The 13,521-nt window shown below is 64.0% G+C and carries 12 protein-coding genes; 10 read left to right on the plus strand and 2 right to left on the minus strand.

The annotated features are described in order from the left end of the window. Nucleotides 1-486 precede the first annotated feature (486 nt). Nucleotides 487-1,683, plus strand: a complete 1,197-nt coding sequence (locus ICG51_RS06620; protein WP_190282190.1) for an integrase arm-type DNA-binding domain-containing protein — start codon at nt 487-489, stop codon at nt 1,681-1,683. Nucleotides 1,684-1,821: 138 nt separating this feature from the next. On the opposite strand, the gene ICG51_RS06625 is transcribed toward ICG51_RS06620, so the two are convergent. After that, entirely contained in the window at nt 1,822-2,757 is a 936-nt protein-coding gene (locus ICG51_RS06625; protein WP_190282191.1) for an SOS response-associated peptidase family protein, read from the minus strand. Between the two features lie 522 nt (nt 2,758-3,279). Here ICG51_RS06625 and umuD point away from each other — a divergent pair. Genes umuD through ICG51_RS06640 form a run of 3 tightly spaced genes read left to right on the plus strand, consistent with a single transcriptional unit; the run spans nt 3,280 to nt 5,436 of the window. After that, entirely contained in the window at nt 3,280-3,756 is a 477-nt protein-coding gene (gene umuD, locus ICG51_RS06630; protein ID WP_190282192.1) for a translesion error-prone DNA polymerase V autoproteolytic subunit, read from the plus strand. Then, the gene (locus tag ICG51_RS06635; RefSeq protein WP_190282193.1) at nt 3,753-4,151 is read left to right on the plus strand and encodes a hypothetical protein; all 399 of its coding nucleotides are present in this window, start codon (nt 3,753-3,755) and stop codon (nt 4,149-4,151) included. The genes umuD and ICG51_RS06635 overlap by 4 nt, the downstream gene beginning before the upstream one ends. A 22-nt stretch (nt 4,152-4,173) precedes the next feature. Beyond that, nucleotides 4,174-5,436: a Y-family DNA polymerase gene (locus ICG51_RS06640; protein ID WP_190282194.1), complete on the plus strand. Its 1,263-nt coding sequence runs from the start codon at nt 4,174-4,176 to the stop codon at nt 5,434-5,436. A gap of 123 nt (nt 5,437-5,559) precedes the next feature. Here ICG51_RS06640 and ICG51_RS06645 read toward each other — a convergent pair whose 3' ends face one another. After that, on the minus strand, nt 5,560-7,212 hold the full coding sequence (locus ICG51_RS06645; RefSeq protein ID WP_190282195.1) for an ATP-binding protein: 1,653 nt from the start codon (nt 7,210-7,212) through the stop codon (nt 5,560-5,562). Nucleotides 7,213-7,448: 236 nt separating this feature from the next. Between ICG51_RS06645 and ICG51_RS06650 the strand changes: the two genes are divergently transcribed. The 6 genes from ICG51_RS06650 (at nt 7,449) to kdpC (ending at nt 13,521) form a co-directional block, all read left to right on the plus strand. After that, complete coding sequence (locus ICG51_RS06650) at nt 7,449-8,072, plus strand: tyrosine-type recombinase/integrase (protein ID WP_190282196.1); 624 nt, start codon at nt 7,449-7,451, stop codon at nt 8,070-8,072. A gap of 236 nt (nt 8,073-8,308) precedes the next feature. After that, nucleotides 8,309-8,986, plus strand: a complete 678-nt coding sequence (locus tag ICG51_RS06655) for a TorF family putative porin (RefSeq protein ID WP_223809547.1) — start codon at nt 8,309-8,311, stop codon at nt 8,984-8,986. Between the two features lie 23 nt (nt 8,987-9,009). Beyond that, a complete protein-coding gene (locus ICG51_RS06660) occupies nt 9,010-9,102 on the plus strand; it encodes a potassium-transporting ATPase subunit F (RefSeq protein ID WP_190282198.1) in 93 nt (30 codons plus the stop codon). Nucleotides 9,103-9,114: 12 nt separating this feature from the next. Continuing rightward, nucleotides 9,115-10,821 carry a potassium-transporting ATPase subunit KdpA gene (gene kdpA / locus ICG51_RS06665; RefSeq protein ID WP_190282199.1) on the plus strand — a complete coding sequence of 569 codons (1,707 nt, stop codon included), beginning with the start codon at nt 9,115-9,117 and terminating at the stop codon, nt 10,819-10,821. Nucleotides 10,822-10,832: 11 nt separating this feature from the next. Beyond that, on the plus strand, nt 10,833-12,920 hold the full coding sequence (kdpB, locus tag ICG51_RS06670) for a potassium-transporting ATPase subunit KdpB (RefSeq protein ID WP_190282200.1): 2,088 nt from the start codon (nt 10,833-10,835) through the stop codon (nt 12,918-12,920). 10 nt (nt 12,921-12,930) lie between these two features. Beyond that, a complete protein-coding gene (gene kdpC, locus ICG51_RS06675) occupies nt 12,931-13,521 on the plus strand; it encodes a potassium-transporting ATPase subunit KdpC (protein WP_190282201.1) in 591 nt (196 codons plus the stop codon).

A 13,521-nucleotide genomic window follows, 5' to 3' on the forward strand; every position in this document is an offset into this window, starting at 1 on the left:
ATGGTTAGAGCAGAGGACTCATCGAAAGGTGACGCCGCACAGGAATGCGCGGATGAAAACGGGAAGAATTCAGGGGAACCGCATCGCGGCCGGGCAACCGGCTGGCCGGCGGCAATCCTGAGCCGAGCCGGCGGTACACCGCCGGAAGGTGCAGAGACTACCTGAGGGCTGAAGCGCCCTTAATGACAGGCCAGAGCCTCCCGCACCCCACCAGCGCAGGCTGAGGGTGATGAGATAGTCCACGCCGGTGCGAAAGCATCGGGCAGCGTGAATCCTTTGGTTCCAGGTTCGAGTCCTGGTGGGCCCACCAAATAGCCATCCATTGACGTCCAGAGCAGTCCACTCGACCACGTCAGAGCAAGCATTTTACTTGGCTTATCGTTCATCGCTGTCCATGGTCGTCCAGTTGAATCCGCCCAGGAAGTGAGTCACGCTGTGAGTCAATCAGCCCTCTTCCATGGGCTGACTCACACATCGCTGACTCACATGCTCACTGACACCAAGATCCGAGCCCAGAAGCCGCGTGAGCGCGCGTATCGCGTCGCTGATGCTCAGGGCCTATGCCTCGAGGTACGCCCGAGTAGCGCCAAAGTCTGGCGGTACCGCTACCGGCACGCCGGCCAGGCGAGCATGATCACCCTTGGCGAATTCCCAACCATGGGGCTGGCCGACGCTCGTGCAGAGCGAGACCGACTTCGGGCCCTGGTCCGATCTGGCGCGAATCCTGCGCACGTGGCTCGCGTAGAGCGCATCACAAAGGCCGGGCAGGCTGCGACCACCTTCGGCGCCGTTGGCTTGGAGTTGCTGGAGAAGCGCGCCAAGGAGGGGTTGAGCCCTCAGTCTGTAAAGCGCGAGCGCCGACTGATCGAGAAGGACATGGCCAGCATCCGAGACTTGCCGATCACAGAAGTGACTGCGCCGCTGCTTCTGGATGCGTTGCGAAAGCTTGAGCGTCGCGGAGTGATAGAGACCGCCCACCGCGCCCGAGCGCACGCGGGCCAGGTGTTCCGCTACGCCATCGCCACCGGCCGCGCTGAGCGGAACCCCGCGGCCGACCTGACGGGCGCTCTGGAGCAACCGAAGACAACCCATCTTGCCGCACTGACGGAGCCCGCAAAGATCGGGAAGCTGCTTAGGGCCATCGATGCCTACCAGGGCTCGCCAGTCACCACAGCCGCCCTCAAGCTCGCTCCGCTCTTCTTCGTTCGCCCAGGCGAGCTGCGAAGCGCCCGATGGGCTGACATCGACTTGGAGGGCGCTGAGTGGCGTTATACGGCCTCGAAGACCAAGACGCCCCATATCGTCCCCTTGGCAACCCAAGCAATTGCGATCCTCCGGGAGCTCCACCCTCTGACACAGCGGAGCGAGTACGTCTTTCCAAGTGTCCGCGGCGCGTCCAGGCCTATGAGCGAGAACACAATCAACGTGGCCCTACGGACAATGGGCTACGACGGGAGCGTGATGACTGGGCACGGCTTCCGCGCAATGGCTCGTACCGTGCTGGACGAGGTGCTTGGGTTCCGACCGGACTTCATCGAGCACCAGCTTGCCCATGCAGTCCGGGATCCGCTTGGGCGGGCCTATAACCGCACCGCGCACTTGGCGGAGCGGAAAAAAATGATGCAGGCGTGGGCGGACTACTTGTATCAACTCGCTAGTGAGACGACCTGCGCCAGGAAGTAGCAACTACCGCGGCTCAACAGCTACTACAACCACGTGCTCAAGCAGACAGGCTCATTACCCCTATCCGACGACACCTTTGATCGAAGCGGGAGTTGACCCAACCAAATTACCTCACACCTTCTCGCGGCATTTCGGCGGCTATGCAGCTTCCCGATACTCGTAATACGGGTGCTGGCGGTCATCGAAGATGGCGTAGAGCTCCTGCAGGTTGGCGTAATCGGGGTTCAGCCAAGCGTCGATGTGCTCGGGCTTGATGTTGATGATCGTCCGGTCGTGGCCGGCGGCTGCGACCTCCGGCTCCGGGTCGTCCGTGATGGCGGCGAATGACCACAGTTCCGGCTCGAGGCCCTTCGGGTCGGTCCAGTGGGAAAACAGGCAGGGCACGTACATCGGCCCTCCGTCCCGAGGCGTGAACTGCAGCACCTGATTCTTGCCGTCCTTGCCCTCGACGTTCTCGTAGAAGGTCTCGACCACGATTAGGGCATGAGTGTGCCCGAACTGCCCCTTCCAGAAGCCCTCCAGATTGTCCCGGCGGGCGTTGTAGGTGCCGGGATAGCGGGTGTCGTAGAAGGCCGGCTTGCCGGCCGGGCGGCAACCGTAGCGCATGGGATAGACGACGCGCTTGCCCTCTTCGGCCACCATGACCGTCGCGTAGTTGCCCGGAAAAAAACGGGCGTCACGCGGCAGGGGGCTTGTGCGGTGCAGGTCTCTGAGCCGCTGGGAGGCCTTGCCGATCTTGTCGGTGGCAATCCGCTGGTCGTTCTGGGCCTTCTTGGTGATCTTGGTCTGCAAGGCGCGCTCGGCGTCCGCCAAGCGCTTCTTCAGGGCGAACAGCCCCTGCTCCACGGCTGCGATCTGGCCAGCTTCCAAAGCTTCGATCATGTGGCGGATTCGGGCCTCATCGCCACTGCTGGCGTCCGCGAACGCATCCAGGAGCGCCTTGGGGAACTTTGGAGTCTCCGCGCCTGATTGCCATTGCCGGAACAGGCGCACGTACTCGGCGATGCCAAGGGTCGCACCGAACTCCCGCTTGTACTTGCGGTAGTCCTGCCAAGCTTGGGCGGAATAGCACATGACGCCTCCATCATCAGAATTTTCTGTCCTTACGACAAGTGTTTCCCTGATGGGGTGACGAGGTATCCGACACCAGCATGGCGGGTCTCAAAGCACGAGTCGTGCGCCTGGTGCCATCGGGGTCATGGCGAGGCGCTTTCTGTGCTGAGGGAAAAACAGTCGCAGTGGACGGGTCACTGCATGGAGAGACGCCCAGCAGGGCTGAGCGGATCAGTCGACGCGAACCGGACTTTTCTGACCCCTCGACTGGGACTTGGCTGATGTCCTCCCATCGCTTGACCAACAACACTGTGCTCGTTGGCAACGCACGGGACCGGCCCACCGGCTAGGACATCCACCCGTCGCGCGCCCCGCCAGGGATGACGGGGCGGCCAACCGCGCCAAGACCCGGGTTTCGCCTCAGGAAGTCCTTGAGCTGTCGGGTGGAAGTGTGCGCCGCAAAAGCCAGTTAGTAGTATTACTACTAACAGACTATCATGGCCCGTCTCAAACGGTGAGCCCGCCGTCCCCGAGACTGCCGCCATGTTCGATCCCCCCTCGCCCCTCCTCCCGCCTGGCGTCATCGGACCTGCCGATGCTGACGCGCCAGAGCTTGCGCTCCCCCTGCTGTCGAACCGGGTGACCTGCGGCTTCCCGTCGCCGGCCGAGGACTTCTATGGCGAGAACGACGCGCTGGACCTCAACCGGCACTGCATCCTCAATCCCGTCTCGACCTTCTTCATGCGGGCCGACACCGGGATCTCGATGATCAACTTCGGCATCTACCCCGACGACACGCTGATCGTGGATCGCAGCATCACGCCGCGACACGGCCACATCGTGATCGCCATCTGGGACAGTGGCTTCACCTGCAAGCAGCTGCAGCGGCGCGGCAGGCGTTTCGAGCTGCATTCCGGGCATCCGGACTATCCCCCGATCTTGGTTCCCCCCGACATGGAGCTGGAGATCTGGGGTGTCGTGACTTGGAACTTCCGTCAACTCCTGGGGCGCAAGCGATGAGCGACATCCCGCAGAGCTGGAAGTACAAGCTGAAGCCGATGGAAGGCCCGCGCTGGCCGCTGCGGTGCCGCCACGTGTTTGCCGCCGACGATGTCCTGCGGCTGCAGGCAGGCCTGTGGCCGCGCGACATGGACGACCGCTGGGCGATCTGGCTGGACGGCGATGTGTTGCGGTGCTGGCGTTCCTGGACCGGTGCCTGCGTCTATGAGGCCCATCTGGCCTTGCACAACGATGGATCGGCCACCGCGGTGATGCTGGACGTGCTGGATGAGCCGGAGACCTATGCCCGCGCCACCACTGAAGAGGCCGAATTGCAGCGCTTCGAGGGCGTGTTGAGCCTGATCCGCCAGCTGCCCGGTGAAGCGGAATCGACCGTCCATCTGCCCGTGGGCTGATGGGCGCACGGAGGGACAACGCATGTTCGGCCTGGTCGACGGCAACAACTTCTATGCCTCCTGCGAGCGGGCGTTCAAGCCCGAGCTGCAGGGCGTGCCCGTCTGCGTGCTGTCCAACAACGACGGCTGCGTGATTGCGCGTAGCCAGGAGTGCAAGGATCTCGGGATTGGGATGGGCCAGCCCATCCATGAGGTGTCGCCGGCGCTGCGCCGGCAGCTGCGGATCTTCTCGGCCAACTTCGCCCTCTACGGCGACCTGTCGGGACGAGTGGTGTCGATCCTGCGCGACCAGTTCGCCCGGGTGGAGGTGTACTCCATCGACGAGTCCTTCGTGGACTTCCAAGGCATCCGGGCGGAACGGCGCGAGCAAGTCGCCGCCGAGGTGCGTGCCCGAATCCGGCAGTGGGTGGGCATTCCCTGCTGCGTGGGAATCGGGCCAACCAAGACACTGGCCAAGCTGGCCAACAAGCTTGCCAAGAAGACGCCCCACGGCATCGTGACAGTGCTGCCCGGTGATGCGGCGCTGGAGCGTTTCCCCGTGGAGGATGTCTGGGGCGTGGGGCGCCGCCTCACGGCGCGGCTGGGTGCCGAGGGCATCCTGACCGCGGCAGACCTGTGCCGCGCCGACCCCGAAACGCTCCGGGCGCGCTACGGCGTCGTGTTGGCCCGCACCCAGCGCGAGCTGCAGGGCATCGCCTGTGCGGACCTGGAAGAGAGCGAGCCGGACAGGAAGCAGATCGTGGTCAGCCGCTCCTTCGGCCGCGAGGTCGTCGCGTTGGAGGACCTGCAGCAGGCCGCGGCGACCTTCGCCCAGCGCGCCTGCGAGAAGCTGCGGGCCCGCTCCCTGCAGGCCAATGGCGTCTGGGTCTGGTGCAACACCAACCCCTTCAAGCCGGACGCCCCGCAATACCACCCTTCCGGCGCCATGTCCCTGATCGCCCCCACGTCCGACACCCGCGAGGTGCTGCGCTTGGCGCAGCACCTCGTGCGGGCGATGTATCGGGAGGGCTATCGCTACAAGAAGGCAGGCGTCGGCCTGCTGGATCTGACTCACGGCGACCACCAGCAAGCGGATCTGTTCGCACAGGCCGATCCGCGCTCCAAGACCCTGATGGACGTGATGGATCGGGCCAATGCGCGCTTCGGGAGAGGGGCGCTAGGACTGGCGTCGAGTGCCTGGCGTCCGCGCAAAGGGGCGCTAGAGAAGCCGGTATGGAGGATGAATCAGGCGACGCTGTCGGGGCGATATACGACAAGCTGGGGTGAGCTTGCTGTCGCCAGATAAGGAGTGAGAAGCGGACGACTGATTTCGGCCAGAAGCTGACCTTCGCACTGCTCAAGCCCCCGGGACTCACGAGTGCTCGACCCGGGCGTGCGTGTGGCCGCGCCGGTCCAGCCAGGCTATGTCCTAGAGAATTCCTTCAATGAGGTGCTTCAGATCCATGCCTAATACACCCCCGGTCGGAGCTCCCAGAACCTTGAGTTCGTCGTACGCGTTTCCAGGAATCGCGTTCTTCAATTGCTTGAACACGAACTTTCCCTTGGCGCCTTTGAGCGGTCGAGCTTGGAATCCTGCCCAAACCGCAGCGTTCACGGGGCCACCGCCACCCGCGTGAAATTCCTGATTGTGCGCGGCACGCTGGGAATCAAACTGCTGCGAAATCGCAGCACTGTGCTTGGCCAAGACGCCTGCCAAATGTGCGTCCGCGTCGGCCTTGGTGCAGCCTAGGAACACCTCTAGAAACCGCGGATTGCAGTAATACGCTTCCACGTCTGACTCGGCGGGCAGCCAAAGCGTGATCCCTTCTGCGGCGTACGTTGAAATGAGTTCGTTAGCTTCGTCGTCAGTCATCGAGTCTCGATCTCGATGCACGACGATCTTGAACTTGCCGCCCATTGCTTCCGCAAGTTCTTTAGCTTGCTTAGGCGTTGCGAGGCTCTTATAGCCGAGGCCGGGTAGGACAGCAGTCACGCGGTCGACCTCTGGCCATTGCGACAGCAGATTTCTAAGCATTGACGTGTTTGAGTCTTCAGAAAGCATCAACACCCGCTTGCCGAAGGCACCCCATCCCAATGCACGTTCGACGACTGAACGGTCTTTTGATGCGATTTGACCGTCATGCAGCCAAAAAACACTAGTGGTTGGAGGCGCTCCTCGCACAACGAAGGGTGAATGCGTAGAGAGGATGATCTTGATGCCTCTCTCCGCCGCGATCTTGCCCAGCGCAGCCACCAGTTTTTCTTGCACGTCTGGATGTAGGTGGATATCCGGCTCATCGATGAGTAATACGCCCGGGTTGAACAATAGGACGTAGCAGAAAATTTGAATGAGCTGGAGGAATCCAGTTCCGGCCAGTTCCAACCCCCTGGTGACACCGTTCACAGTAACGTCGCACGAAATATGAAGATCTTTGTCTTCGTCGTGAGTCACGTTGATTGAAATGGGGCCGAGAATCGACGCAATCCACCTCTCAATGGTCTGAATGTTGTCTGGATCATCTTGCTTCAGGAGCAGAAGTGCGTTTCGGAGAATCACGTTCGAGTCTCCGAAGCTGCACGCCTTCATGATTACTTTCTTCGATCGCCTTTCTTCCCGATTTGGTACGCCGGAAATGCCCGGTATGTAGGCAGAAAAGAACCGTCGCTTAGTGCGTAGTAGTTGGCCAAGGTCGGCGGGGATGTGCCCCGAAATTGAAATGCCTGCATTTCTTGCAGATCTCAGCAGGCAGTGAGCATCCACCATCGACCCGTCGTCCTTTCGGAACGACATTGAGACCTTGGAAGACGGCGTGCCTTCTTTGTTGCCCCAGTTCGCTCCGTGGCCAAGCGTCTTGTAGTCATTCGTAGGGAGGTAATCAAGCTCTTCTACGCCGACCGTTGCGGTTTTGGTTGCCTCGATTCTTTCCGCTTGACGCATCACGCAGCACGCCAAGTGCACTGCCTGCAGGACGGAGGATTTTCCGGACCCGTTCGTCCCGACGAGCAGATTGACGTCCGAGAGGTCGAGCTCGAGATCTTTGGTCTTCTTGAACCGCTCGATCCTAAGTTTCTTGAGTTCCAAGGAGCATGCCTTCGTCGGATTCCAACCTAAAGCTATCCTGATGCGTTAAGGGACGCAACGGAGCCCACGGGCCCAGGAAGTCTGCAAGCGGCCAAGTCCGAACTTCATTTTAGGACTCGGCGCAGACCCGAAGCACACCGCGACAGAAGCGCGCAGAATGTCCGCTTCGGGTCGCATCACGCCTTGCTTCTGCACATAAGCGAACTCTGACCCCCCCTCATTAGCAGGAGTTGGTCATGGCAATTTTTCACACGCCTCAATCCCGGCACCCTTGGAACAAGGGAAAGCTGGTCGGCCAGAAGGCCCCGCTCAAGCTGAAGGACATCTGGGCTATCCGAATCAGGCTCCAGCTTGGCCAAAAGGTTCGTGACCTGGCCTTGTTCAATCTGGCGATCGACTCGAAGCTTCGAGCCTGCGACCTGGTGAAGCTCCGGGTATCAGACGTCTCTCATGGCGGGCAAATGGCGTCACGTGCCGGGGTGATGCAACAGAAGACGGGCCGACCCGTCCAGTTCGAGATCACCCAATCGACTCGTGAGGCCGTCCAGGATTGGATCCAGAAGGCCGGACTTACGTCATCGGACTTCCTGTTCACCAGCCGCGTTTCGGACTCGCCTCACCTGTCGACACGGCAGTACGCCCGGATAGTCCATCACTGGGTCGAGGAAGCCGGGCTCGAATCAGCCTCCTATGGAACCCACACGATGCGAAGGACCAAGGCATCGTTGATCTACCGCCGCACCAGGAACCTGCGTGCCGTCCAGCTCTTGCTTGGGCACACGAAGTTAGAGAGTACCGTGCGTTACCTAGGCATCGAGGTAGATGACGCCTTGGAGATCGCCGAGCAGACAGATGCCTGAACCCATATGGCCTGCTCCTCGACCTTAGGGGGTCGCGGAGCGGGTAGTTTCGGACGTTGGCCCACCAAGAATTTACGTCGAATTTACGTAGCGGCGACTCTGTCGAATAGAGGCTTTACGCACACCTTCCCGAGAATTTCGCCGTGGCCATGAGGCCTCGCAAACGGTTCTCGAGCAGGTAGATGAAACAGGTCCTATTCCGACAGCGCGAAGCATGCGCGCCCCTGATTGCGTTGTTGGCGCTGGTCGTGGGTGGCATGAGTCTGGCCTCGCAGACCAAGGCTGCCGACTTCAGCGGCAATGCCGCCCTTACCACCGACTACGTCTGGCGTGGCAGCACCCAGACGCAGGGCGATCCTGCCGTGCAGGCTGGCTTCAAGCTGTCCGGCGATTCCGGGCTCTACGCGTCCATCTGGGGCTCGAACGTCAGGTTCGCGCCGGAAATCGGGGCCGATACCGAACTGGATTTCACTGTCGGCTGGGGCAAGGCCCTTTCCGACGACTGGACCGCGGACGTCAACGTCCTGCGCTACCAGTACCCCTCGACCGCGGTCGACCTGAACTGGACCGAGCTCAACGGCACCCTGACCTACCGGGGCAACTACTGGGCATCAGTGGGTTGGTCGAATCGAGCGCTTGGCTATGATGCCGCGGGGGTCTACACGCTGGTCGGCGCGAAATTCCCGGTCAACGACGCGCTGCGCATCGAAGCCTCACTCGCCCGCTACTCCCTCGACGACGCGGTGGTCGCCGGCAGCGGCTATTCGCACGGCCAGCTCAGCGCGATCTGGGCGTTCAAGGCTCCGCTCGAGCTGCGCCTCACCGCGCACGCCACCGACACCCGTGCCAAGCGCCTCCTCGGTGATGACTTCGCCGGCAGCCGCATCGAAGCGTCGCTGCAGGCCAGCTTCTGATTCGGCAAGCAAGGAGACCCCTCATGCCCATCTGGCTCACCTTCGTTTGCAGCGCCGCGGTGATCGTGGCCTGCGCCTATCTGCTCTACGTGATCCTGCGCCCGGATCGGTTCTGACGAGACACCACCATGATCGAAACATTCCTCGTTTTCGCGCTGGCGATCGGCCTAGGTTGGCCGCTCGGGTGCTATCTCGCCGCGGTGATGCGCGGCGGGCCAATGCGCGGTGATCGCGCGTTCGAATTGATCGAAAGGCCGCTGTATCGGTTGCTCGGCGCCGATCCGGCGCGCGGCATGAATTGGCGCGGCTATGCCAAGGCCTTCGCCCTCAGCAATCTCGTCGTGGGCCTGCTGGTGTGGGCGCTGTTCATGACCCAGGCTTGGCTGCCGCTGAATCCCGACGCCATCCCCAACATGCGCTGGGACACCGCGCTGCACACGATGGTGTCGTTCCTGACCAACACCAACCAGCAGCACTACTCCGGCCAGGCGCAGCTGTCCTATCTCTCGCAGATGGTCGGCATCGTCGGCCTGCAGGTGATCACGCCGATGATGGGCCTGGCGCTGGTGGTGGCCACGCTGCGCGCGTTGATGGGCGGGCGAGCGGTCAAGCGCTCAGCCGATGCCCTGTCGGCATCGACCAGCGAAGCCGACGTCGGCAACTACTGGGCCGACGTGGTGCGCCCGACGCTGCGCTTCATGCTGCCGCTATGCCTGCTGTGGAGCGTGCTGCTGACCTCGCAGGGCGTGCCTTCAACCTTGCAGGCGGGGCCGGTGGCGACGCCGGTCGATGCCTCGGTGGAAATGAAGGAACAGAAGATCCCGCTGGGCCCGGTGGCACCGATGGTCGCAGCCAAGCAGCTGGGTTCCAACGGTGGCGGCTGGTATGGCCCCAACAGCGCGACGCCGCTGGAAAACCCGACCCCGCTGTCCAACTTCATCGAGCTGCTGGGCATCCTGCTGATCCCGGTGTCGGTGGTGTTCATGGTCGGCCCGTTCACCGGGCGCCGCCGCTTCACCGGGCTGGTATTCGGCAGCATGCTGCTGATGTCGGTCCTGTCCACCGGCGCGTCGCTGCTGCTGGAACAACACGGCCCGTTCGCGTCGGCGCTGATGGAAGGCAAGGAGGTTCGGCTCGGCGGCGACGCATCCGCGCTGTGGTCATCCATCACCACCCAGGTCAACAACGGCTCGGTCGATGCGATGCACGACTCGCTCAGCCCCCTGACCGGCCTGGTGTCGCTGGGCAACATGCTGATCAACGCGATCTGGGGCGGCGTGGGCTGCGGCCTGCAGCAGTTCCTGGTCTACCTGCTGCTGGCGGTGTTCCTGGCCGGCCTGATGACCGGGCGCACGCCGGAACTCTTCGGCCGCAAGATCGAGGCACGCGAAGTGCGGCTGCTGTCGCTGCTGGTATTGCTGCAGCCGATCGTGGTGCTGGGCTTCACCGCGCTGACGCTGGCGATGCCGTCGATCACCGGCAACTCCAATCCCGGCTTCCACGGCATCAGCCAGGTCTTCTACGAGTACACCTCCGCCTTCGCCAACAACGGCTCCGGCTTCGAGGGCCTGGGCGATGCCACCTACTGGTGGAACCTGAGCTGCGCGGCGGTACTGGCACTTGGCCGCTATCCCGCGCTGATCGTGCCGCTCGCCGTCGCCGCCGGCCTGGCCTGCAAGCGCCACGCGCCGGAAGGCCCCGGCAGCCTGCGCATCGAAACCCCCACCTTCGCGCTCACCACCATCGCGGTGATCGTGATCCTGACCCTGCTGCAGTTCATGCCCGCACTGGTGCTCGGCCCCGTCGCCGACCACCTGAGCCTGGCGGCGCGTTGAGGAATGCCCCGATGATCCAACAGACCTATGAAGCGAAAACGCAGCGCGGCCATCCCGCGCTGGTGGATGCCGCCGCGCTACGCTCCTCGGTGCGCGATGCGTTCCTGAAACTCGCGCCGCGCCACATCGTGAAAAGTCCGGTGATGGCAGTGGTGCTCGTCGGCACCCTGCTGGCCGCGCTGATCACGATCAGCGGCAATGCCGCCGCCGGCTTCGGCTGGACGGTGACCGCGATCCTGCTGGTCACCGTGCTGTTCGGCAATTTCGCCGAAGCGGTGGCCGAGGCGCGCGGCCGCGGCCAGGCCGCCTCGCTGCGGCGCGCGCGCAAGGATCTGGTGGCGCGCAAGCTGCACGATCCGAAGGGCTACGCCACCGCACTGCGCGGCGATGAAGTGCAACTCCCCGCCGCCGAATTGAAGCCCGGCGACCTGGTGGTGATCTCGGAAGGCGAGTTGATTCCCGCCGATGGCGAGATCGTGCACGGCCTGGCCACCATCAACGAGGCCGCGGTCACCGGCGAATCCGCGCCGGTGCTGCGCGAGGCCGGCACCGACCGCAGCGGCGTGATCGGCGGCACCAAGGTGCTGTCGGACGAGATCGTGGTGCGCGTCACTGCGGAACCGGGGCACAGCTTCCTCGACCGCATGATCGCACTGGTCGAAGGCGCGAACCGGCAGAAGACACCGAACGAGATCGCGCTGACCATGCTGCTGGCCGCGATGACCCTGACCTTCCTGGTCGTCTGCGCCACGCTGCCGGCAATCGGTGCCTTCGTCGGCGTCAAGGTCGATCCGCTGCTGCTGATCGCGCTGCTGGTCTGCCTGATCCCGACCACCATCGGCGGCCTGCTGCCGGCCATCGGCATCGCCGGCATGAACCGCGCGCTGTCGGCCAACGTGCTGGCCAAATCCGGCAAGGCGGTGGAAGTGGCCGGCGACGTGGACGTGCTGCTGCTCGACAAGACCGGCACGATTACCCACGGCGACCGCCAGGCCACCGCCTTCCATGCGCTGGCCGGCATCAATGCCGAACAGCTGCGCGATGCCGCGCTGCTGTCCTCGCTGGCCGACCCGACCCCGGAAGGCAAGTCCATCGTGCGTCTCGCGCGCGAACAGGGCGCGGCGATGCAGGATCCGGCGCAAGCGCATTACCTCCAGTTCACCGCGCAGACGCGCATGTCGGGCGTGGACTTGCCTGGCAACGGCCGCGACGGCGGCGCGCGGGTGATCCGCAAGGGCGCGGGCGATGCCATCGAACGCCATGTGCGCTCGCTCGGCGGCGAGGTGCCGGCCGAACTGAAGGCGCGCATCGAACAGGTCGCGCGCCAGGGCGCGACGCCGCTGGTGGTCAGCGAAGGCAAGTTCGTGCTCGGCGTGGTCGAGCTGTCCGACGTGGTCAAGCACGGCGTCAAGGACAAGTTCGCCCGCCTGCGCGCGATGGGCATCAAGACGGTGATGATCACCGGCGACAACCCGCTGACCGCCGCCGCCATCTCCGCCGAGGCCGGCGTGGACGATTACATCGCCGAAGCCACGCCCGAGGACAAGCTGGCGCGCATCCGCAGCGAACAGGCCGGCGGCCGGCTGGTGGCGATGGTCGGCGACGGCACCAACGACGCGCCGGCGCTGGCGCAGGCCGACGTGGGCCTGGCGATGAACTCCGGCACCCAGGCGGCGAAGGAAGCCGGCAACATGGTCGATCTGGATTCCGATCCGGCCAAGCTGCTGGCGGTGGTCGAAGTCGGCAAGCAGCAGCTCATCACCCGCGGCGCGCTGACCACGTTCTCGCTGGCCAACGATGTGTCCAAGTATTTCGCCATCCTGCCGGCGCTGTTCGCTGCAGCGATCCCCTCCATGGCTGCGTTGAACGTGATGGGTCTGTCCAGCCCGCAGAATGCCGTGCTGGCCGCGCTGATCTTCAACGCGCTGGTGATCCCGGCGCTGATCCCGCTCGCCCTGCGCGGCGTGCGCTTCAAGCCGGCCAGCGCCACCGTGCTGCTGCGCCGGAACATGCTGCTCTACGGCGTCGGCGGCGTGCTGCTGCCGTTCGTCGCCATCAAGCTGATCGACCTCGCGCTGGTCGCGACGATCGGCGCCTGAGGAACTCGACATGAATCAACCCATCACCTTGCAGGACAACATCGGCCTGCGCGCGCCGCTGCTGTTCGCCATCGCCATCCTGCTGCTGTTCGGCCTGCTGTATTCGCTGCTGGGTGCCAGCCTTGGCCGCGTGCTGTTCCCGGCGCAGGCGCAGGGCAGCCTGATCGAACGCGACGGCACGGTCGTCGGCTCGGCGCTGGTCGCGCAGCCGTTTGCCGATCCGCGCTACTTCCAGCCGCGCCCGTCCGCCGCGAACTACGACCCGATGGCCGCCGCCGGCAGCAACCTGGCGCGCAGCAACCCGGCGCTGCACGAACGCATCGCCAAGACCAGGCTTGCGATTGCCGAACGCGACGGCATCGCGACGGCGCAGGTGCCGGATGATCTCGTCACCCAGTCCGGCGCCGGGCTCGACCCGCACGTCAGCCCGATGGGCGCGCGCGTGCAGGCCGCCCGCGTGGCCCGCGCCCGTGGCCTCGACCAGGCGGTGGTGGAGCGGCTGGTCGATCAGGCCATCGAGCCGAAGCAGCTCGGCGTGCTGGGCCAGCCGCGCGTCAACGTGCTGCGCCTGAACCTGGCGCTGGATGCCATGGCGCGCTGA

The sequence above is a fragment of the Thermomonas sp. XSG genome (assembly GCF_014678725.1).
Lineage (GTDB): Bacteria > Pseudomonadota > Gammaproteobacteria > Xanthomonadales > Xanthomonadaceae > Thermomonas.